General features: G+C 72.4%; 15 protein-coding genes. 11 read left to right on the top strand and 4 right to left on the bottom strand.

From position 1 onward, the window contains the following. Nucleotides 1-76 precede the first annotated feature (76 nt). Nucleotides 77-1,684, bottom strand: a complete 1,608-nt coding sequence (locus WME83_RS41845; protein ID WP_437315301.1) for a serine/threonine-protein kinase — start codon at nucleotides 1,682-1,684, stop codon at nucleotides 77-79. A gap of 85 nt (nucleotides 1,685-1,769) precedes the next feature. Beyond that, the gene (locus tag WME83_RS41840; RefSeq protein ID WP_437315300.1) at nucleotides 1,770-2,816 is read right to left on the bottom strand and encodes a serine/threonine-protein kinase; all 1,047 of its coding nucleotides are present in this window, start codon (nucleotides 2,814-2,816) and stop codon (nucleotides 1,770-1,772) included. Between the two features lie 336 nt (nucleotides 2,817-3,152). Between WME83_RS41840 and WME83_RS41835 the strand changes: the two genes are divergently transcribed. The 3 genes from WME83_RS41835 (at nucleotide 3,153) to WME83_RS41825 (ending at nucleotide 6,712) form a co-directional block, all read left to right on the top strand. Continuing rightward, nucleotides 3,153-3,863, top strand: a complete 711-nt coding sequence (locus tag WME83_RS41835; RefSeq protein WP_437315299.1) for a helix-turn-helix domain-containing protein — start codon at nucleotides 3,153-3,155, stop codon at nucleotides 3,861-3,863. A gap of 97 nt (nucleotides 3,864-3,960) precedes the next feature. Further along, entirely contained in the window at nucleotides 3,961-4,518 is a 558-nt protein-coding gene (locus tag WME83_RS41830; RefSeq protein WP_437315298.1) for a hypothetical protein, read from the top strand. Between the two features lie 640 nt (nucleotides 4,519-5,158). After that, a complete protein-coding gene (locus WME83_RS41825) occupies nucleotides 5,159-6,712 on the top strand; it encodes a hypothetical protein (protein WP_437315297.1) in 1,554 nt (517 codons plus the stop codon). A 23-nt stretch (nucleotides 6,713-6,735) separates the two neighbouring features. Here the strand turns inward: WME83_RS41825 and WME83_RS41820 are convergent, their stop codons facing one another. Further along, nucleotides 6,736-8,514 carry a collagen-like triple helix repeat-containing protein gene (locus tag WME83_RS41820; protein WP_437315296.1) on the bottom strand — a complete coding sequence of 593 codons (1,779 nt, stop codon included), beginning with the start codon at nucleotides 8,512-8,514 and terminating at the stop codon, nucleotides 6,736-6,738. Nucleotides 8,515-8,815: 301 nt separating this feature from the next. Between WME83_RS41820 and WME83_RS41815 the strand changes: the two genes are divergently transcribed. The 4 genes from WME83_RS41815 (at nucleotide 8,816) to WME83_RS41800 (ending at nucleotide 17,639) form a co-directional block, all read left to right on the top strand. Further along, nucleotides 8,816-9,943, top strand: coding sequence for a vWA domain-containing protein (locus WME83_RS41815; protein WP_437315295.1), 1,128 nt, complete (start codon nucleotides 8,816-8,818; stop codon nucleotides 9,941-9,943). 400 nt (nucleotides 9,944-10,343) lie between these two features. Continuing rightward, nucleotides 10,344-12,668, top strand: a complete 2,325-nt coding sequence (locus WME83_RS41810; RefSeq protein WP_437315294.1) for a hypothetical protein — start codon at nucleotides 10,344-10,346, stop codon at nucleotides 12,666-12,668. A gap of 89 nt (nucleotides 12,669-12,757) precedes the next feature. Continuing rightward, nucleotides 12,758-16,807, top strand: a complete 4,050-nt coding sequence (locus tag WME83_RS41805) for a hypothetical protein (protein WP_437315293.1) — start codon at nucleotides 12,758-12,760, stop codon at nucleotides 16,805-16,807. A 91-nt stretch (nucleotides 16,808-16,898) separates the two neighbouring features. After that, nucleotides 16,899-17,639, top strand: coding sequence for a Crp/Fnr family transcriptional regulator (locus WME83_RS41800; RefSeq protein WP_020740255.1), 741 nt, complete (start codon nucleotides 16,899-16,901; stop codon nucleotides 17,637-17,639). A gap of 31 nt (nucleotides 17,640-17,670) precedes the next feature. Here WME83_RS41800 and WME83_RS41795 read toward each other — a convergent pair whose 3' ends face one another. After that, nucleotides 17,671-17,847, bottom strand: coding sequence for a hypothetical protein (locus WME83_RS41795; protein ID WP_437315292.1), 177 nt, complete (start codon nucleotides 17,845-17,847; stop codon nucleotides 17,671-17,673). Between WME83_RS41795 and WME83_RS41790 the strand changes: the two genes are divergently transcribed. The 4 genes from WME83_RS41790 to WME83_RS41775 all read left to right on the top strand — a co-directional run bounded on the left by WME83_RS41790 (nucleotide 17,846) and on the right by WME83_RS41775 (nucleotide 19,847). Further along, a complete protein-coding gene (locus WME83_RS41790) occupies nucleotides 17,846-18,154 on the top strand; it encodes a hypothetical protein (RefSeq protein WP_437315291.1) in 309 nt (102 codons plus the stop codon). The two genes, WME83_RS41795 and WME83_RS41790, sit on opposite strands and share 2 nt — an antisense overlap. 121 nt (nucleotides 18,155-18,275) lie before the next feature. Further along, nucleotides 18,276-18,656, top strand: a complete 381-nt coding sequence (locus tag WME83_RS41785) for a dihydroneopterin aldolase (RefSeq protein WP_437315290.1) — start codon at nucleotides 18,276-18,278, stop codon at nucleotides 18,654-18,656. A 43-nt stretch (nucleotides 18,657-18,699) separates the two neighbouring features. Next, nucleotides 18,700-19,419 carry a molybdopterin-dependent oxidoreductase gene (locus WME83_RS41780; RefSeq protein ID WP_437315289.1) on the top strand — a complete coding sequence of 240 codons (720 nt, stop codon included), beginning with the start codon at nucleotides 18,700-18,702 and terminating at the stop codon, nucleotides 19,417-19,419. A 38-nt stretch (nucleotides 19,420-19,457) separates the two neighbouring features. Then, a complete protein-coding gene (locus tag WME83_RS41775; RefSeq protein ID WP_437315288.1) occupies nucleotides 19,458-19,847 on the top strand; it encodes a YidH family protein in 390 nt (129 codons plus the stop codon). Nucleotides 19,848-20,075 lie beyond the last annotated feature (228 nt).

The raw sequence follows: 20,075 nt of genomic DNA, 5'->3' as shown, positions 1-20,075 counted from the left end.
CCCGCGCGTGACGGCAGCGCGCGGGGCTCGAGCGCCCGGCGAGGCGAGCGGCCCCCCGCGCCCGGCCCGGGGGCGCTCAGCCCTTCAGGAGCCACGCGAGGGCGTCGGCCTCCGCGGTGAAGAACGAGTACTCGGGCAGCCCCATGGCGGCGGACAGGCGGGAGATCTGCATCTTCGAGAGCGCGCTGTTCACGAGGTTCGCCGCCTTGCGCATGCCGTGCTCGACCGCGTACGCCATGGTCTGCTCGACATAGGGGCTCACGTCGGGCTTCTGCGGCGGGAAGTCCGCGATGTCGGCGAGCACGTACCAGGGCTTCCCGAGCTTGAGCAGCGTCGCGGCCTTCTGGCGGAACTCCTCGAGGTACGCCTTGCCCTCGTCGATGTCCCAGAACCCCCACACCTTCACGTGGAGGACCCCGGTCGTCGTGTCGGCCCGGACGTGGAACCGCCGCTGCCCGGCGCGCTCGCGCCGCGACGTGGGATCGGACTTCCTCGACGGCTCACCCGCGGAGGAGCTCGTCCGGCCCGGCGCCTCCGACGGCCGGGGCCGGGTCTCCGGGGCCCTCGACGTGGGCGGCGGCGAGGGGGGCGAGAGCGGGATGCGGCGCGACGGCGGCGTCTTGGACAGCTCGGGCACGGTGACCGTCGGCACGTCGGCGAAGCCCACCGACTTGCCGGGCCGCGAGGGCTGCGTCGGGTCGGTGGGGCTCGGGTTCACGCTCGGGCTCGGGCTCGGGCTCGGCGACGGCGGCTCGGGCAGGAGCACGACGCGCGACGTCCGCGGGAGCGGCACCTCGAGCGCGGCGGCGAGCGCGCTCACCGCGGTGGACGCGCGGTCGAAGCGGTCCTCGGGCTTGAGCGCCGTGGCCTTGAAGAACCAGCCGTCGAACGCGCTCGGCAGCGTGATGGAGCGCCGGCGCGCCGCGCGGACGCTGGGCGACTCCATCGCCCCGCGCAGGAGCTCGGCCGCGAGCAGGTACGGCGACGGGATCGCCTCGGCCTCCTGGGACCAGTACGACTCGCCGACGAGGAGCGCGTACGCGACGTGCCCGAGCGCGTAGATGTCGGCGCGCGGGCCGACGTTGCGCTCGGCCCGGATCTGCTCGGGCGCCATGTACACGGGCGTGCCGAGCATCTGCCGGGTCAGCGTGGAGGCGTGGTGCTGCTCGATGACCTTGGCGATCCCGAAGTCGAGGATCTTCACGCACGGCGAGCCGTCGTCGCGGACCGTGACGAACAGGTTGTCCGGCTTGAGGTCGCGGTGGACGATGTTCGCCGCGTGGGTCTTGTCGAGCGCGAGCGCGGCCTGGAACAGGTAGATCGCGACGTCCTCGGGGGGGAGGGAGCCGCGCTTCTTGAGGAGGCTGCCGAGCTCCTCGCCGCGGAGCAGCTCCATGACGATGAACGGCGTGCCGGTCTCGTCGTCGACCCCGGCGTCCGAGGTCCGGACGATGTGGTCGCTCTCGATGATGCCGGTGATGCGGGCCTCGAGGGCGAAGCGGGCGCGCAGCTCCTCGCTGTCGAGGAGGCTGGGCAGCATCACCTTGAGCGCGCGGCGCGCCGCGGTGACGTCGTCCATCACCTCGTACACGGCGCCCATGCCGCCCGCCTTGATGACGCGCAGCACCTGATAGCGATCGCGAAACCGCGTATTCGGCTGCAGCAGACCGGGCGAGGAGCTCATCCTGCGGCCCTCGATTGAGACATGGTCCGGAACACGCTACCAGCGCCGCTTCCTGCGTCGCAAGGCGCACGGGTAGGGAACGTGCTCACCGCGGGATCGTGCCGGCCGCCTCGGCCTCGGCCCGAGCGGCGCGGTCGAGCAGCGGCTCCAGCGCGCTCCAGAGGGCCCGGACGTCCTGGAAGCGCTCCTCCGGGATGACGGCGAGCGCCCGGGCCACCCAGGCGTCCACCTCGGGCGGCAGATCCGGCCGGAAGGCGTGCAGGCTGGGGCGTGGGCCGCGCGCGGCCGCGAGCAGGATGTCGACCCGGCTCGCCCCGGCGAACGGCAGGCGGCCCGCGAGCGCGCGGAAGAGCACCGCGCCGAGCGAGTAGATGTCGATCCGGTGGTCGATCTCCTGAGGCCGGCCCTTCCAGACCTCGGGCGCGATGTAGCTGGGCGAGCCCGGGATCGCCCCCTCGCGGGTGAGGGGGTCGGCCTGCATGACCTTGACAAGCCCGAAATCAAGCAAGCGCACACATCCCTGGGTCGCTGCGCCGCGATCGGCCGGCGCGCCGCCGCCGGCGCCGTCGCCCGCAGCCGCGCGGATCGGGTCGCCGGCCGGGGCGCCGCCGTGGATCGCGTGTTCTGCGCTACTTTTGCGGCCGGGCGAGGGCGAAGAGGGCGGGCCGCTTGCGTCGCCGTCGAGGACGAAGATGTTCGCGGGCTTCAGGTCGCGGTGGACGATGCCGCGGGCGTGCGCGGCGTCGAGCGTGTCGATGATCGGACGGAAGAGCTCGCGGAGCCGGGCGAGGGGGAGCCGCTGGTTGCGCGCCTCGAGCCGGCGCAGCGTCGTCTCGAGGTCGCTGCCCTTCAGGAACTCCATCACGATGTAGAGCGTGCCGTCGGGGGCCTCGCTGAAGGCGAAGACCTGCGTCGCGCTGGTGCCGGAGAGGGCGCCCATGGCGCTGGCCTCGCGCCGCATGCGGGCTTTCAGGGCGGGATCGCTGGAGAACTCGGGCCGCAGGTACTTGACGGCGACGTGCGTGCCGGTCTCTTGGTCCAGGGCGCGGTAGACGACGCCATGGCCTCCCTGGCCGACCACCTCGAGCAGCTTGTACCGGCCGTCGATGACGTCGTCGATGTCGTGGTCCATCGGCAGGTCCTCGCTGTTCCGAGCGCGCTGCGCCAGCATGCCCACGGAACGAGCTCAGGTTGTAGCCGTTCCGGCGCCCTGGCGGTAGGGACGGTTGGATGGGGGCCCGGGCCGGCGGCCGGGCGCGGGGAGGGGGGCGCGGCGAGGGAGGGCGAGCCTGCTGGGGAGGCGAGCGCGCCGGAGGGAAAATGCGACAGGGACATCGCGTGCGGGCTCAGGCGTTATCCTAGGAGTCACGGAAATCACCTGATGAGGCTTACAGTCGTTACGGCGAAGTGACGAACGTGGCTGTGTTGCTGGCTTGGGGATTCCGTGTAGAGTGGCGCCCATCGCGCTATGAGATCCGTCCGACAGAACAGCGATCTTCCCCCGGTGAGCGGCGCATTGCCGGTCGCGCTCGACGTGCAGCAGGCCAAGCCCAGCGAGCGCGATCCGGAGCTGGACGAGTCGTGGACGTATGAGGTCGCCCACCCCGACTCGCCGGCAGATCTCACGGCCGTGGTCGGGGAGAATCTCCGGCGGCTCCGCACGCGGCGCGGGCTGTCTCTGGAGCGGCTCTCGAAGGTCTCGGGCGTCAGCCGCGCCATGCTGGGGCAGGTCGAGCTCGGCCGCAGCGCGCCCACGATCAACGTCGTGTGGAAGATCGCCCGTGCGCTCGGCGTGCCGTTCTCGGCGCTCGTCAGCAATCGCTCGTCCAGCGGGCCGATGCTGCTGCGCGGGGACCGCGCGAAGCGGCTGACCTCTCACGACGGAAAGTTCACGTCCCGCGCGCTCTTCCCGTTCGATGCGCCGAGAACGGTCGAGTTCTACGAGCTGCGCCTGGCCGCGCTGGGCATCGAGAACGCCGATCCCCACCCGCCCGGCACGACGGAAAACATCATCGTGAACCAGGGGACGGTCGAGATCAGCGTCGACGGACAGCGGTTCCTGCTCGCGACCGGCGATGCGCTCGTGTTTCAGGCCGACGTCCCGCACGTCTACCGCAACCCGGCGAACGTCGACTCCCTGATGTACCTGGTGATGACCTATTCGCTGTCGGCGCCCTGAGGGCGGGTCTCCCCCGGGGGGGAGGGGAAACAAAAAACGCCGGCGGTCGCCGGCGTTTTTTTTGCTGCAAGAAAGAAAGGCCTGGTGGCGGTGCTACTTGGTCATGGTCGACATGCCGATCATCATGGGCATCCCGCCGCACATCATCAACATCGGCATTCCGGACGACATCATCCGCGTCATGGCCTCGCAGCGCTCCTTGAGCATGTCCATGGACATGCCCTCGGCCGGCGTCATCTTGCAGGTCATCCCGTCCTTCGTCATCTCACAGGACATCTTGCACATCATCGGCATGCCCATGCCCATCATGCCGGGCATCATGCCCATGCCCATCATGCCGGGCATCATGCCCATGCCCATCATGCTGGGCATCATGCCCATGCCCATCATGCTGGGCATCATCGGCATTCCCATGCCCATGCCCATGCCCATCATATTGGACATCATCGGCATGCTCATCATGGGCATCATCGGCATACCCATGCCCATCATGCTGGGCATCATGCCCATGCCGGGCATCATTGATGCGCCAGCGGCCATCTCCGGCGTCGCCATCATCGGGGTCATCGTCTGCGGCATCATGGGCATCTGCATCGCGGTGGTCATGGGGGGCCTTCCTGTCTTCGGCGCTGGTCGCGGCCGGGAGCCGTTCTAGCCGGCCTTGGTGCGCGAGCAACGCGTTCAGGCGGGGCGCCATCACTTTGCTCCAGTCTAGCGGAGGCGCCTCCACGGGCTTGGAGGCGCGGGCGTTTCGAGCGGACGAGCGTCCGTTATGGCGACGGGCCGCTTCTCCTGGGCTGCGCTCGCGAGCTGCGTCCCGGCCAGACACGGATGGTACGGCGGGCACGACGGCCCGACGGGGGGCGGGCGGGGCCCTGCGGGCGCGAGCTGGGGCGGGTCGACCTGTTCGGGCGCCGGTGCTCCCACCTCTGCTTCCACCCGTCGCTGAGGCTGACATGGCGGCCCCATGGGTTCATCCGCTGCGCGCACTCGGGTGCGTAACGGCGCCCTCCCGACGACCGTCGCGTTTTCCGGGACCGCGTGCGCCGTCGACGATCGGCATGAACCGCCTGCGCCTGTCGCGATGTGCGCGCGCGAGCGATGGCAGTCGCTTGAGCCTGCCGCGAGCGCTCCGACCGGCCCATCTGCCGCGAAGCCGCTGGAACCGGAAGAGGCCCGCCCGGTGCTCGGCGGAGATGCCGCGCGAGGATGCCTTGCGGCGCGAGCCAGCAGGGCTTGTGTGCGTCTTGCTTCAGCCTTGACGGGCGTTGGAGCTTGGGGCCTCATGCGTCATCATGCGCCGCGCTTCGACTTCTCCGCCCCTCGTTCGCGCCATCGGCGTGCTCGGTCTGGGGGCCCTCCTGGGCACTGCTTCGTGTGCTCAGGTCCTGGGGCTCGGCGAGTTCGAGGACTGCGACGAAGATTCCTGCTCAGGAACGCTCTGGGCGAAAAGCTTCGGAAGTCATGAGTTCGTCTTCCCCGAGAGCGCTCGGCTCGACTCGAAGGGCAACATCCTCCTCGCGGGCAGCTTTCTAGGTACGACTGATTTCGGTGGCCTGCCGCTGATATCATCTCGGCTAGCTTTCTATCTCGCCAAGCTGAAGCCGGACGGTAGCCACGCCTTCAGTCGATGGCTGTCGGTGGATAACCCCGATGGAGCCTTTGGATCGCGCCTTTCGATCATGCCTGACGATAGCGTTGTCTTGTCGGGGTCCTACGAGGAAGCGATCGAGTTCGACACTGGCGATTCCATCACGGCCCCCAATCCCTATGAGGATGGTTGCTTCGTGGCCAGATTCTCGCCCGACAACAATCTGCTATGGCGGCACAACTTGTTCACGGGGACGGGCGGCCTCCGTGTCCTGGATTCGGCGGCTACGCCCGACGGTGACGTGGTCCTGGTCGGCTCTTTCAATGGTGAGGTGAGCCTCGGTTCGTCGACCCTGACGACTGCATCATCGAAGGACGCCTTCGTCGTGAAGCTGGACGGCGAGACGGGTAATGTCCTGTGGAGCCTTCAGTTGGGCGACCCAGAAGACACCACGGCGACGAGGACCATCGAGGCCAAGGCGGTGGCGGTGGATCCCGGCGGCAACATCGTCGTGGGCGGCCGGTTCAGGGGATTCGCCGAGCGCGGCTTCGACGAGAGCTCCGCCCCGAGCCCGTCGGGGGCTGGAGCCTTCGTGCTCAAACTCTTGCCCACAGGGAAGATGGATTGGACCATTCCCCTCCAAGGAGAGGGTGATGCCTGGGTGACCGACATCGACGTGGATGCGCGAGGGGACATCCTCGTGGCTGGGGCTCTCGCAGGAGCGATCGCCGTTGAAGCCCGCGGGCTCGAGGGTGCCCAGCAGACCAGCGGACCGGCAGACTCGGACATCCTTCTCGTGAAGCTCTCGTCCGCGGGGAACCACCTGTGGTCGCTGAGATTTGGTGATGAGTCGTCCCAGTTGGCTATCGAATCCAATTTAGGTATTGGATCGGGCCTCGATTCCACGTCGCCTTTCGGGGTTCACGTCGCCGTCGACACCTCAGGAGACATCGTGGTCGGCACCGGGGCCGCAGGCGCGGTTGACTTCGGGGGCGGGCCGCTCGGCGGCAGACAGGACCGGGACTGGACAGTCGCGAAGCTGAGCGCCGGCGGAGCGCACCTCTGGAGCGGTCGTTTCGGTGATCCTGCGGCAGGGCAAGCGGTGGTCGGCATCGACACGGATCCGCGGACGAAGTCCATCGTGGTCGTCGGGCTCAATGACGGCGCGCTGGATTTCGGCAATGACGTAAAGGTCGTGGCTCAGGGCGAGCTCAGCGTTGTCGTGACGAAGATCGACCTGGGACGGGTCGGGAGATAGCTCCTCGAGCTCGGCGGAGCTGGTCAGTTGATCTGCAGATTCGGCTCCGCCGTGCCGTTCTGCCCTGCGCCCGCGGCGCCGCCGCTCGGATTTGTGCCGCCAGCGCCGCCGAAGCCGGCGGTGCCGGTCGTGCAGCTGTTGTCGTCGAGCGTGGCGATGACGCTCCCGGATCGCGCCAGGCAGGCGCTCGGTCCGCCCCCGCCGCCCGCGCCGGGGCCGCCGTCGCCGCCGTTGCCACCTCGGCCTCCGGTGCCGCCGTTGGCGGCGTCATCGGGCCCGGAGCCTCCATTGCCGCCGTTCCCCCCGAGCTGTCGCGCTCCGCCGTTGCCGCCGCGGCCGCCATTGCCGCCCTTTCCGGTCGTGATCTTGTTGTCGGTGACCACCACCCGTCCGGCCGCCGCGAAGACGCCAAAGCTCCCGCCGCCACCTCGGCCGGCCTGGCCGGCGCGGCCGCCGAGCCCGCCGCATCCGCCGCTGCCGCCACCACCACCGCGATCGTTATAGCCGATCACGCACGTACCGCCGCCGCCACCGCCCGCGCCGCCGCCGCCACCGCCGTTCGTTCCCGGTAACCCATTGGTGCCGTTCGCAGGCTGGTAGACGCCCGAGGCGATGGTGCCGAGCGTCGCGCCCCCTGTCCCCGGCGTCCCCTGCGCCCCGGCCGTGCCCGGCGCGCCATTCTGTCCTGGATATTCGGGATCCCCACAGTCGTGCGAGGGGCCTCCCGCTCCGCCCGTCGCGCCCTGGCTGCCCGGATGGCCCGCCGCTCCGGTGGCAGAGCCATGCCCGCCATACCCGCCTCTCCCGCCAGGCTCGTCGCATACGGGGGCTGGGCCGGCATTCCCGCGGCCGCTGCAGCCGTCGCAGCCCACCTCTCCCGCGTTCCCCCCCGGCGCCGTCCCCGCCGTGTGCGCCGCCCCGTTCGTTCCCGCGGCGCCGTCCTGGCCGTCCTGCACGCGGATGATGTTGTACCGCACGAAGAGCTGCGCGAGCCCGCCGCCCAGGCGCACTCCATAGGTGCTCGCGCCGGACGTCGTCGCCTTCAGCGCCTCGATCGTGATGCCCTCGATGTGCGTCGTCTGCTCGATCGACGGCGCGTGGAACACCGTACCAGGCGCGCGCACCGTCGTCGTCACCGCGGAGGTCCTGCGGAACTTGAAGTCAGGGTCGTTGTGGTCGAACCCGCCATAGATGCTGATGCCGGACACGACCGTGACCGCCTCCTCGTACAGTTCGCCCGACAGACAGACCGCAGGCACCGCGCTCTCCTGCGCCACCTGGATCGCCGTGGCGATCGTCTGCACCGGGGCCGTGCGCGTCCCGCTGTTGGCGTCGTCCCCGATGCTGGCCGAGACGTAGACGCACCGCTCCACGAGCCCGTCGCCGCCGTCGCAGTTGGCGTCGACGAACTCACCGTCGATCGGATCCTCGGTCGTCGAGGTCGGCGTACACGCGTATTCACAACCGCACTCGCCCGTGAGCGGGCTGCCGTCGATATCGTGCGTGCCCGGGAGGCACCCCATCGCGCAAGGATCGGTGACCTCGCCCCCGCCACCCCCGTCTCCGCTGCCCGCCTCCCCGCCCTCCCCACCCGCGCCGCCCTCGCCCCCGCCCGCGCCGCCTTCGCCCCCGCCCTCGCCGCCCGCGCCGCTCGTGACAGCCGCGCTGCTGCTCGATGACGTCGTCGTTGCGCTGCTTGCGCTCGGCGCTCCGCCCGATCCGGAACCGCCGCCGGTGCCCGAGACCGGCCCGATGGGACCGTCGATCGAGCTGCTCTCGGCGCAGCCGAGCGCGGAGAGCATCGCAAGCACAAAAGCCGTTCCGAGGAGGGAGCGCACGCGCATGCTTAATTCTGCACCTTCGCGCGCTTTTCGGAAAGACTTTGTCACGCTGACGGTAATCACCCCACGCGCCCCATGGACCCATCGCGCCGGGCCGCACGCACCGACACCGCCGTGCCGCGCTGCGCCGCCGCGAGCCAGCTCACGATCCCGCGATTCGCCCCTCGCGCCTGCCACCGACTCCGGTAGTCTGGGTCTGCGCTCCTGGGGTCTGCACTCCTGCGCCGGCTCCGCGCCGTCCCTACCGTACGCCAGCACGCCCATGCGCCTCGAACCGCTCCACCGACTCTCGCTCGCCTCCCTGCTCGGGCTCGCTGCCGCCGCCGGGCTCCACGGCGCCTGCGCCCCGGATTCGGGGATCGGCGCGGCGTCGTCCTCGTCGGAAGGGGCCGGCTCGGGCGGAGACCTCGACCCGGATGGAGGGCTGTTGGGCGACGCGCCCATCGATACCCGCCCCGACCCGGACGCCGCCTGCGGGCTCGTCACCGAGGAGGCGATCGCCGTCCCCCTCAATCTCTACATCATGATGGACAAATCCTCCTCCATGGAGGGAGACAAGTGGGATAGCGCGAAGGTCGGCCTGACCGCGTTCGTCAACAGCCCGCGGTTCGCCGGCGTGCGCGTCGCGCTGCGCTTCTTTCCGCGCGCCGCGGACGACGTGCCGGCATGTGACCAAAATGCCTACAAGACGCCGCTCGTCCCGTTCGACCCGCTCCCGGACAACGCGGGCGCGATCGTGGACGCCATCGAGGCCGAGTCGCCGGACGGACTGAGCACGCCCATCTACCCGGCGCTGGGCGGGGCGCTGCTCCAGGGCATCGAGATGGCGCAGAACCACCCCGGCGAGGCCTCCGCCGTGCTGCTCGTCACCGACGGGAAGCCGCAGGGGCCCGCGCCCCAGTGTGGCGGCGCGAACCCGGAGGATCCGGCGGCCATCGCGGCCCTCGCGGCGGCGGGCGCGCGCTATCGACCGCCGGTGCGCACCTTCGTCATCGGGCTGCCGGGCGTCGACCAGAGCATCGCCAACCAGATCGCCGCCGCAGGCGGCACCGACGAGGCGGTCCTCGTCAAGGCGACGAACATCGCCGTCGAGTTCCAGAGCGCGCTCGCGAAGGTGACGGGTCAGGCGCTCCCGTGCGAGTACGAGGTCCCGTCCGAGGTGGCCGGCGGGCAGATCGCGTTCAACGACGTCAACGTCCTGTTCGGGCTCGACGGCGCGCCGCAGGAGATCCTGCCGCAGAGCCCCGGCTGCGACGGTCCAGGCTGGCGCTACGACGACCCGAGCTCGCCCACGGCGCTCGTGCTGTGCCCCGACACCTGCGTCGCCGCGAGGAACGCGTCCGCCGCGAAGATTCAGATCCTCCTCGGCTGTGAGACCGTGCTCCGCTGACCGCCCCCGGCAGAGCTCGCTCGGCGCCAGAGCGATGCTCGTCAGAGAATCAGGGAAGAGGAACGTTGAGCCGCCGAGGAGCCAAGGAGTCGACTTCCGGGTTCTTTCGGTGCAGGAGCATTGTCGAGCCCGGTCGCATGCAATGGGACATCGCCGCGCTGCCCGCGACGCGCGCGCGTCGTATCGCAGCGCTTCCCACGACGCGCGTGTGTCATGGAGATGACACCGGGAGCGACGAACGGGGCTGAGGAACACGGGGTTGGGGAAGACGCAGAGCGTCATGGGCGACGGCCGCCGCGCTTCGGGGCGGGGCGCGCGGGGCGGGCGCCAGGCGCCTCCTTGCAACTCTGCACGGCGCTTTGTGGACTCCCGGCCCCCAGCGCCGTAAGAGGACGGGACCATGACGACGGAGTCCTCCCTCGCCGCCGCCGGCTCGCCGCGGCACGCCGCCCCCGCTGCGCTCCACCCCGCCCTGGTGCTGAGCGCGTACCTCGAGCCGCTCGTGCGCGGCCGGCGGGTCGCGGTCCTGGGTGACGCCACCATCGGCCTCGCCGACCGGCTGCTCCAGCGCGGCGCGCGCCTCGTCCACGCCTACGATCCGGACGCCGCGCGCGTCGCGGAGAAGCTCGCGCGATCGGCGCCCGGCCGGCAGCCGCACCCGAGCTTCGCCGTGTTCGACGGCGACCTCGGCGTGCGCGACGGCGCCTTCGACACCCTCGTCATCCCCGACCTCTCGATCTTCGCCGACCCGGCCGAGATCCTCCGGCGCGCCCGCCGCCTCACCGCCGCGAGCGGCACCGCCATCATCGCGTCGCCGAACCCGGACGTCGCCAGGGGCCTGCTCCCCGCGGGCGCGCGGCGCGGCGCGGCGCCCGGCTACTACGCGCTCTACGACCTCGTGGCGCTCCAGTTCAAGCAGGTGCGGATGGTCGGCCAGGCGCCGTTCGTCGGCTATACGGTCGCGGAGTTCGCGCCGAAGGGCGAGCCCGAGGTGAGCGTGGACACGTCGATCCTCGACGGCTCCGAGGAGCCGGAGTGGTTCATCGCCGTGGCCGGCGAGCGCCTGCCGCGGCTCGACGCGTTCGCCGTCATCGAGCTGCCGTTCGCCGACTTCCCGGTCGCGGCCGCCGGCCCGTCGGCCGAGGCGCTCACCGAGGCCGAGGGCCGCGCGGAGCGGCTCGGGGGCGAGCTCGCCGCGCTGCGCACCCGGCACCAGCGCGACCGCGAGGACGCGGGGGCCCGCGCCGAGAGCGCGGTCGCCACGGCCGCGCGCCTCGCCGAGGCGGAGGCCGAGCTCGAGACGCGCGGGGCGCGCCTGCGGGAGGTCGAGGCGAGGGCGGGCGACGCCCACGTCCGGGCCGAGCGCCTGACGCACCAGATCCGCGACATGGAGGAGGAGCTCCGCAGCCAGCGCGACCGCGCGACCCGGCTCGCCAAGCAGCTCGACGACGAGAAGCGGGCGCGGACCAAGGTCGAGCTCGAGCTCGGCATGATCCGCAACAAGCCGGAGATCGCCGGCGCCCGCGACCGCCTCGACGCGGCGACGGCCGAGCTCGAGGCCGCGCGCGCCAGGATCGCCGAGCTCGAGGCGAGGCCCGCCGTCGCGGCGCCGGACCCGGCGCTTGCGGCGCGCGTGGAGGAGCTCGAGGCGGCCGCGGCGGGGGCGCGGCGGGAGCTCTCGAAGATCACGGCGGATCGGGACGCCGCGCGCAGGCGCGCGCAGGAGAGCGAGCGCGCGCTCGAGGAGGCGCGGCGCGCGGCGGCGAAGCACGAGGAGCTCGAGGCCGCGCGGGCCGAGCTCGCGCGCGAGCGCGACCGGCTCAAGGAGCGCGTGGAGCGGATCGAGCGGGAGAACCGCGCGCTGGAGGAGCAGCGGAGCGCCCTCGACGCCCGCCGGCTGCTGCTGGAGGCGCGCATCGTCGAGCTCGAGCAGCGCGTCGTCGCGCTGGAGCAGCGGGCCGTGGAGCTGGAGAAGCGCGACCCCGGCGAGGCGGCGGCCGCCGAGATCGCGAGCCTCGAGGCGGCGCTCCGCGATCGGGGCCACGTCATCGCGTCGCTCAAGGCGCAGCTGCTCGAGAGCGAGCGCGTGGGCAAGGAGCTCGTCGACGAGCTCGGGACGGCCTTCGCGTCGGGGACGGCCGAGAGCGGCGGGCCGGGCCAGGCCGCGGGCGGTGGGCCGGGCGGGGCGCTCCCGGGGAACGGCGGGCAGGGCGGCGCCGTGGAGGCGCTCCGGCAGCAGCTCGACGCGCTGGCGCGGAGCGCCGCCGCGAGCGAGGCCGACCTGCGCGCCGCGAGCTGGAAGATCGCGCAGCTCGAGCGCGAGCTGTCCGAGGCGCGCGATACGGCCGGCGCGCCCCAGGCCCTGCACGATGAGCTCGAGCAGGCGCTCGTCGCCGCGCAGGCGGAGATCGCGGCGCTGCGCCGAGCGGCGGAGCGCGAGGAGGCGGGCGAGGCGCGCCAGGATGTGGGTGAGAGCGCGGCGGGCGAGGCGCGCCAGGATGTGAGCGCGGCGCCCGAGGACGCCGGCGAGGCGCGCCAGGATGTGAGCGCGGCGCCCGAGGACGCCGGCGAGGCGCGCCAGGATGTGGCCGGGGCGCGCGACGACGTGGCCGGGGCGCGCGACGACGTGGCCGGGGCGCGCGAGGATCTGGGCGTGCCGCCCGAGGTGATCGAGCAGGCGGTGCTCCTTCAGCAGGTCGCCAGCGCTGTCGAAGCGGGGGCGTGAGCGCGGACGCAGCTGGCTGCGGTCCACCCGACCCGCGTGAACGCGGGGTACCTGTGCGCACGCGGTCGCTCGCGCTAAGGACCGAGCCGATGCGCGCACCTCGCCCCCTCTCCTCGCTCCTCCGGCTCGCCGGCGCCGCCACCCTGGCCCTCGCGCTCGGCGCATGCAGCGCGGCCACCGCGCCCCGCGCGCCAGACCCCATCGCCTCGCTCCGCGACGCGGGCGCGCGCTCGACCGACGGCGAGGTCGTCGGCCGCTGGCTGCTCGGGGAGCTCCTCGTCCCGGGCGGCACGCCCGCGGGCGTCAAGGCGGCGCGCAAGCGCCTCGACGGGATCGGGGCGAAGTCGATGCTCGCGTCGCTCGGGCGCGCGATCGACGACGAGGCGCACGGCCGCAACGCGCGCGCCGCGGTGGCCTACCTCGAGGCGGTGGACGCGGCGCGGGTGAGCGCGCACCCCGACGCCCCCCTCGTGGGCTGGTTCGCCGCCAATCACCTGCTCGGGCTGCGCTCCAGCGTCGTCGGCCTCTGGAAAAAGTCCCGCGAGGTCGTCCTGCGCGCGATCGACCGCCCCGGCAACCTCGGCTGGCGCGCGCGGGCCGAGCTCGTCGAGTGGTGGAGCATCGAGGGGCTACCCGAGGAGGCGGCCGCCGCGGCGCGCGCGGACAGCGCCGGCGCCGGGGCCGCGCCCGCCGCGCCCCTCATCGACGTCGCGGCGCGCCGCTACGGGTGCATCGAGGACGCCCGCTTCGCCGGCCCGTTCGGCCACCTGGCCGAGAGCGACCACCGCGTGCGCTACGAGGCGGAGCGCGCCGGCCCCTGGCCGCCCGTGTTCCCGCGCGATCCCCGCCGCGCCGACCCGCCGCGCGTGCTCGGCGCCGAGCGCCGCGGCTGCCAGCTCTCCGCGGTCGCGCCCGACGCGCGCGGCGAGGGCAGGGCCAGGGGCATCTTCTACGTCGAGACCTTCGTCGACCTGCCCGCCGAGCGCGAGCTGATCATCGCGGTCCAGGGCGCCTTCGCCATCCTCGTCGACGACGTCGAGGTGCTGACGCGCGACATGAAGCAGTGGGGGATCTGGCCCAGGTTCGGCGCGCGCCTGCGCCTCGGCCCGGGCCGGCACCGCATCCTCGCCCGCGTCGGCAGCGGCGAGACCTCCATCCGGTTGCTCGCGCCGGACGGCACGCCCCTCGGCGTGGCCACGTCCGCCGATCCGACGCCCCCGTACGCGCTCTTCCCGCCCGAGGTCCTGCCGGATCCCAACCCCATCGAGCCGTTCCTCAACGCGCTCGGGGTGCCGCCGCAGCCCGTACCGAAGGTGGCGCGCGCGCTCGGGCTGCGCGGCGCGCCGCGCCCCGAGCGCGACGTGAACGACCCGATCTCGCGCTACCTCGCCGCGACCATCGCGCACCTCGAGGGCCAGGACGACGTGAGCGCGGTGCTGATCGAGCCGCTCGTGGCCGATCCGGCGCGCGCCACCGGCCCCGCGCTCGCGGCGCAGGCCGTCTTCCTCGAGAAGGACCCGATCTTCCCGCCGTCCGACGGCCGCGACCTCGTGAAGGACGTGCGCGCCCGCGCCGCGGCCAAGGACCCGGAGCTCTGGTACCCCCGCTTCTGGCTCGCGCTCGAGGAGGCCGACAAGGCGGGCCTGTCCGAGGTGACCCGCACGGTCGAGGCGCTCGCCGACCAGTTCCGCGAGGTGCCCGACCTCCTGAAGACGCTCGCCGCGATGTACTCGCGGCTCGGCTGGCGCGTCGAGCAGGTCCGCACCGTGAAGGAGGCCGCCGCGCGCTTCCCGGACGACGTCGAGGTGCTGGGCGCGCTCCTCCGCATCCACGACGCCGACGGGCACGTGGCGCAGGCGGACGAGCTCGCCGCCCGCATCCGGGGGCTCGACCCCGACGCGGAGATCGAGCTGGAGCGGGCGATCGATCGGCGCGACTACGCGGCGGCCATCCGGGAGCTCCAGCGCCTCGGCGCCGTCCGCCGGGACCGCAAGGACATCGCGCTGCGCATCGCCGACCTCCTGACCCGCGCCGGCAAGCGCGCCGAGTCGTTCGAGCAGCTCGAGCGCGCGCTCGCGAGGTCGCCGGACGACGCGGACGCGCGCCTCGCGCTCGCCGACGCGCGCTTCGCCCGGGGGGAGCGCGACGCGCTCCAGAAGGCGCTCATCGAGGCGATCCGGACGGGCTCCGACACCTCGAGCCTGCGCGACGCGATCGAGCTGCTCGACGGCACGACGGAGCTCAGCCCCTACCGGCTCGACGGGAAGCGGGTGATCGCCGAGCACGAGGCCTCGGGCGAGGTCATGCCGGGCACGGCGGCGCGCGTGCTCGACTACGCGGCCCTGTGGATCCACGAGGACGGCTCGGCGCGGATGCTCCAGCACGAGATCATCCGGATCCAGTCGCGCGAGGCCATCCAGGAGCACGCCGAGCAGCGCGTGCCCGACGGGCTCGTGCTCAAGCTGCGCACGGTCAAGCGCGACGGGTCGATCCACGAGCCGGAGTTCATCGAGGACAAGCCGACCGTGACCATGCCGCACCTCGAGGTCGGCGATTACATCGAGGTGGAGAACCTGTTCGTCCTGCGCGGCGACGGCCAGGGGGGCCTCACGTTCCAGGGCCCGCGCTGGTTCTTCCGCGAGGAGAAGGTCCCCTACTGGCGGAGCGAGTTCATCATCGTGTCGCCGAAGAGCCGGCCCCTCGACGTGGAGGTCTCCGGCCCGGTGCCCGCCCCGGAGATCGTCGAGTCCGGCGCGCTCGTCACCCGCCGCTACCGCGTCGACAAGAGCCCCGCGCTCCCGGAGGAGCCGGCGAGCGCGCCGATGGCGGAGTTCCTGCCGAACGTCCGCGTCGGCTGGGGCATCACCCTGGCGGACACGATCGCGCGCATGGTCGACGCGGCCGCCGACGAGACGCCGCGCGACCCGCGGCTCGTGCGCATCGCGCGGTCGATCGCGCGGACGCCGATCGCGCCGGGCGCCGCGGGCGGCGGCGCGGCGGGGAAGGCCGCCGGGGGCGGCGGCGCGGCGGGGAAGGCCGCCGGGGGCGGCGGCGCGGCGGGCGGCGAGGCCGGGGGGGCGGCGCCGTCGAAGGACGAGCAGGCGCGCCGCATCTACCGGTGGGTGCTCGCCAACGTGGAGGCGGGGCGCGAGAACGACGGCCGCCGCGTGGTCATCGGCAAGAGCGGCAACCGGACCGAGGCGTTCCTCTACCTGTGCCGCCTGGTCGGGATCGACGCCGGCTACGGCGTCGTGAGCGACCGGCTCGCCGCGCCGCCGCGCGGCCCCATGAGCGAGGCCGAGACGTGGAGCGCGCTCGCGGTGCGCGTCGACACCGGCGACGAGCCCGGCGCGAGCGCGGCCCGCTGGATGTTCGTGCGCGACAAGTTCGCGCCGTACGGCTACCTGCCGAGCTCCCTCCGCGGGCAGCCGGCGATCGTGCTGCGGCCCGGGGCGCCGCGCGAGGTGACGCCCTCGTCCGGCGCGCACGACGGCGTGGTCACCGAGGGCGTCGCCGAGGTGGCCCGGGACGGCTCGGCGTCGCTGTCGATCGAGCAGCGCTACGAGGGCAAGCTCGCGATCGCGCTGCGCTCGGCGCTGGAGTCGCTCCCCGACGCGCAGCTCCGGGACGCGGTCGAGTCGCGGCTCCTGCCGCAGATGGTGCCGGGGGCGCGGCTCCAGGAGATCCAGGTGAAGGAGCTGACCGAGATCGACCGGCCGCTCACCCTGAAGATGAAGATCTCGGCCGCGAGCTTCGCGCGCGCGCAGGGGCCGGAGCTCGTGCTCTCGCCGCCCTTCGGCGTGCGCGTGGCCAGCCTCGCCAGCCTGCCGGTCCGGGAGACGCCGCTCTACCTGTCCGAGCAGATCGCGACCCGCTCGGAGGTGCGGCTCCGCGTCAAGCTCCCCCCGGGCGCGCGCGTGGCCACGCGGCTCGCTCCGTTTGCGGCGGACAACGACGGGCGCACCGTGCGGGTGAGCGATCGCCTCGACGGCGGCGCGCTGCTCCTCGATCGCTTCCTGGAGCTGCCCGCGGGCCGCGTGCAACCGGACGCTTACCCGCGATTTCAGCGGTTCGCCCGCGCGGCGGACGGCGCGCTCGACCGGGACATCGTCGTGCTGCTCGACCGCGACGGACGCTGATCCCGGCGCCTGCTCGCCCCCTCGAGCGCCCGATTCCCGGGGTTTCCTGTGTGCCAACCTACGCAGTATGGATTACGCTTTTGCTCTACCCGTGAGCGATCTGGATTCCCAGTACGCGCCGGATACCGGGCGCCAGCCGACCGATCCCGTGAAGGCGCGGGTGGCGCGCGCCTTCCGGCTCTCCTCGCTCTTCGCGCAGGTCGACCGCGCGGTGCGCGACGCGGTCACCGACGCCGCCGTGCTCGAGGTGGTGGCGTCCGACGCGGCGATCTTCGAGCAGGGCGCCCCTGCGGACACGCTCGTGGTGCTCGGCCGGGGCCGGGCGCGCGTCGAGCGCATCAACGACGCGGGCGCCGCGTTCCCGCTCAGCTACCGCGGCACGGGCGACGTGCTCGGCGAGTCGTGCCTCGGCGGGCTGGAGACGCGGACGGAGCGCGCCGTCGCGATGGATGAGGCCGAGGTGGTCCGCGTGCCGCTCGCGCTCATCCGCGAGCTCTGCGCGCAGCACCCGGGGTTCGGGGGGGCGGTGTTCGCGCTCCTGGTCGCGCGGCAGCGGGAGACCGAGGACCGGATCGAGTCGATGCTGTTCAAGAACGTGGGGGGGCGGCTGGCCGAGTTCCTCCTGCACGCGGCGGAGCGCTGGGGCGTGCCGACGCCGCGGGGGACGCTCATCTCCGCGCCGATCACGCACGCGGAGATCGCGCAGGTGATCGGCTCGACCCGGGAGACGGTGACGCTGACGCTGGGCGCGCTGCGGAAGGAGGGGGTGCTCGACGTGGCCGGGCGGCGGCTCATCGTGAAGGATCGCGAGGCGCTCGCCCGGAAGCGGTAGGTGACGCGGCGCGCGCCGGCGCGCGGCGCCGCTATGCGCGGATGGCGTCGGAGGTGGCGCGAGCGGCGAGATCCTCGGCCATGTCGCGCTGCACATGCGCGCCGGCGCGCAGCTGCTCGCGCCATTGCGCGCGCCGTTCCCTGTTGACGTGGCGCACGAAGCGCCGATACGCCTTCGCGAGTCGACCTCGCAGGAAAGGATTGCTCATGCCGAAGCTCAGCTCCGGAACAGCCATGGCCGTCGCGTTTCTCTTCGGTTGCTCCGCGTCGTACGTGGCGCCGCGCTTCCTGGTGCCGCCGGTGCACGCGGGGTCCGATCCGCCCCGGTGGGAGGTGCGGTGCGTGGACGCCGAGACGGCGCAGGTCAGCGACGCCCAGGTCCTCGAGGTGACGAGCGCGTCCGGGTGGAACCCGGTCCTCAAGCGGTTCGGGCAGGAGGGCTGGGAGCCGGTGCAGTTCCTGCGCAGCGAGCTCGCCGCGAAGATCGACGCCGTGTGCTTCAAGCGGCCTCTCTGACCGGGGGCGCGGCGCCGCGCGCCGCGCTGGAGCGCGCCCCGAGGGCCGCCGCGAGCGGGCGAGCCTGCGGCCGCGCAACCTTCGGCGGAAGCCGGCCGGAAGGCGTGCTAGGGGGGCGCGGATGGAGTCTGCGATCCAGACGTACCGGATCCGCCTCGACGGCATCCGCTTTCGCGCCAAGCACGGCGTGTCCCGCGCCGAGCGCGACTTGCCCCAGGATTTCGTGGTGTGCCTGGAGGTGGAGCTCCCGGTCGCCCTGCTGCCGCGCGCCGACGCGCGAGCGCGGGTGTTCGATTACGACGGGCTGGCGAGCCTGGTCGTCGAGGCGGGCACGACCGCCTCGTACAAGCTGCTCGAGACGCTCGCCCAGCGGATCATCGAGCGCGTGCTCGACGACACGCCGGCCCTCGGGGTCACCGTTCAGGTGAAGAAGTTCGGCCCCCCGACGTCGGTGTCGGTGGACGCCGCCTCGGTGGAGCTCTCGGGGCGCAAGGGCGGGTGAGCGCGGGCTTGCGGGCGCGTCGGGCGGTCGCCATGGTCAAGCCATGGAGGACGACGCAGGGCGGCGGACGAGGTCGCTGATCGAGCGCAAGCAGGCGTTCGCCGAGCGGCAGGCGGCGCGCGGCAAGGGCGTCTTCGCCGGGGTGGCGCCGATGGGCAGCGGGCCGCCGAACCGGCACGGGATGCCGAGGCTGCCGGTGGGGCAGCGCGAGGTGAAGAACTGGCCGGTGCTCGACCTCGGCGACACGCCGGACATCCCGACCGAGCGCTGGCAGCTCCGGGTCGACGGGCTGTGCGAGGCGCCGCGGACCTACTCCTGGGACGAGTTCATGGAGCTGCCGCAGACGCTCGACGTCTCGGACTTCCACTGCGTGACCACCTGGAGCCGCATGGACAACCGCTGGGTCGGCGTCCGGTTCGCCGATCTCGCCGAGCGCGCGCGCCCGCTCCCGGAGGCGCGCTTCGTGCTGATCGAGGCGAGCGACATCGCGCCCGGCACGCGGACCCCTTACACGACGAACCTCGCGCTCGAGGAGGCGATGCTGCCGGACGTCCTGCTCGTGCACACCTGGGAGGACAAGCCGCTGCCGCGCGAGCACGGCGGCCCGGTGCGGATGATCACTCCCCAGCTCTACGCCTGGAAGGGCGCGAAGTGGATCAAGCGGATCACGTTCAGCGCCGTGGATCGGCCTGGATTCTGGGAGGTCCGCGGCTATTCGAACACGGCGTATCCGTGGTTCGACGACCGGTACAGCCGGGAGTGATCGGCTGTCGCGCGGTGCGGTGAGGAGGGCGGTCGGCCATGCCCGGTGAGGAGAGCGCGAAGCGGACGGAGGCCTATGCGCGGGAGCACCTGGCCAACGAGCGGACGCACCTCGCCTATGTGCGCACGGCGATCGCGCTGCTCAGCTTCGGCATCACGCTCAACAGGTTCAGCCTCTATTTCTTGGAGGCGGCGCCCGGGGCCGCGCAGGTGGGGCCGCGGTCGATGCTGCGCGAGGTCGTCGGCCTCGGCGCGGGGATGGTCCTGCTCGGGATGGCGCTGATGGCGTGGGCCGCGGTGCGGTACCTGCGGGCGTACAGCGATATCGAGCGCGGGGCTTACCGGCCCGACAGGACGGCCATCCTGATCTTCACGGCCGCGATCTTCCTGATCGGCGCGGCGAGCATCGCCTGGCTGTTCACGTCGTGAGGGCGGTGACGCGAAGGTGTCAAGAGATGATGTGAAGAGAATTTAACGCAAAGGCGCAAAAAAGAAGATTAAGGATTTGGGTCTTGATACCCTGTGATTTGTCTCTGTGTCTCTTGCGCCTTTGCGTTGAGTCCTCATGTCGTGCGACCGCTTCGAACGTCGCATTCGCCCGATCTATCTCTGTCTTTTTGCGCCTTTGCGCCTTTGCGCCTTTGCGTTGAACTCTCG

It is taken from the genome of Sorangium sp. So ce385 (assembly GCF_051474135.1).
Taxonomy (GTDB): Bacteria; Myxococcota_A; Polyangia; order Polyangiales; family Polyangiaceae; genus Sorangium; species Sorangium cellulosum_D.
Note: the sequence above shows the minus strand (reverse complement) of the source record. Positions and strands in the feature narration are given on the sequence as shown.

What these genes read in the sequence shown, in the direction of transcription:
- WME83_RS41840 (WP_437315300.1), bottom strand. Translation starts at nt 2,816, where the DNA reads ATGGACCACGACATCGACGACGTCATCGACGGCCGGTACAAGCTGCTC.
- WME83_RS41785 (WP_437315290.1), top strand. Translation starts at nt 18,276, where the DNA reads ATGGAGTCTGCGATCCAGACGTACCGGATCCGCCTCGACGGCATCCGC.
- WME83_RS41795 (WP_437315292.1), bottom strand. Translation starts at nt 17,847, where the DNA reads ATGAGCAATCCTTTCCTGCGAGGTCGACTCGCGAAGGCGTATCGGCGC.
- WME83_RS41810 (WP_437315294.1), top strand. Translation starts at nt 10,344, where the DNA reads ATGACGACGGAGTCCTCCCTCGCCGCCGCCGGCTCGCCGCGGCACGCC.
- WME83_RS41780 (WP_437315289.1), top strand. Translation starts at nt 18,700, where the DNA reads ATGGAGGACGACGCAGGGCGGCGGACGAGGTCGCTGATCGAGCGCAAG.
- WME83_RS41825 (WP_437315297.1), top strand. Translation starts at nt 5,159, where the DNA reads ATGCGCCGCGCTTCGACTTCTCCGCCCCTCGTTCGCGCCATCGGCGTG.
- WME83_RS41775 (WP_437315288.1), top strand. Translation starts at nt 19,458, where the DNA reads ATGCCCGGTGAGGAGAGCGCGAAGCGGACGGAGGCCTATGCGCGGGAG.
- WME83_RS41845 (WP_437315301.1), bottom strand. Translation starts at nt 1,684, where the DNA reads ATGAGCTCCTCGCCCGGTCTGCTGCAGCCGAATACGCGGTTTCGCGAT.
- WME83_RS41820 (WP_437315296.1), bottom strand. Translation starts at nt 8,514, where the DNA reads ATGCTCTCCGCGCTCGGCTGCGCCGAGAGCAGCTCGATCGACGGTCCC.
- WME83_RS41790 (WP_437315291.1), top strand. Translation starts at nt 17,846, where the DNA reads ATGCCGAAGCTCAGCTCCGGAACAGCCATGGCCGTCGCGTTTCTCTTC.
- WME83_RS41815 (WP_437315295.1), top strand. Translation starts at nt 8,816, where the DNA reads ATGCGCCTCGAACCGCTCCACCGACTCTCGCTCGCCTCCCTGCTCGGG.
- WME83_RS41835 (WP_437315299.1), top strand. Translation starts at nt 3,153, where the DNA reads ATGAGATCCGTCCGACAGAACAGCGATCTTCCCCCGGTGAGCGGCGCA.
- WME83_RS41805 (WP_437315293.1), top strand. Translation starts at nt 12,758, where the DNA reads ATGCGCGCACCTCGCCCCCTCTCCTCGCTCCTCCGGCTCGCCGGCGCC.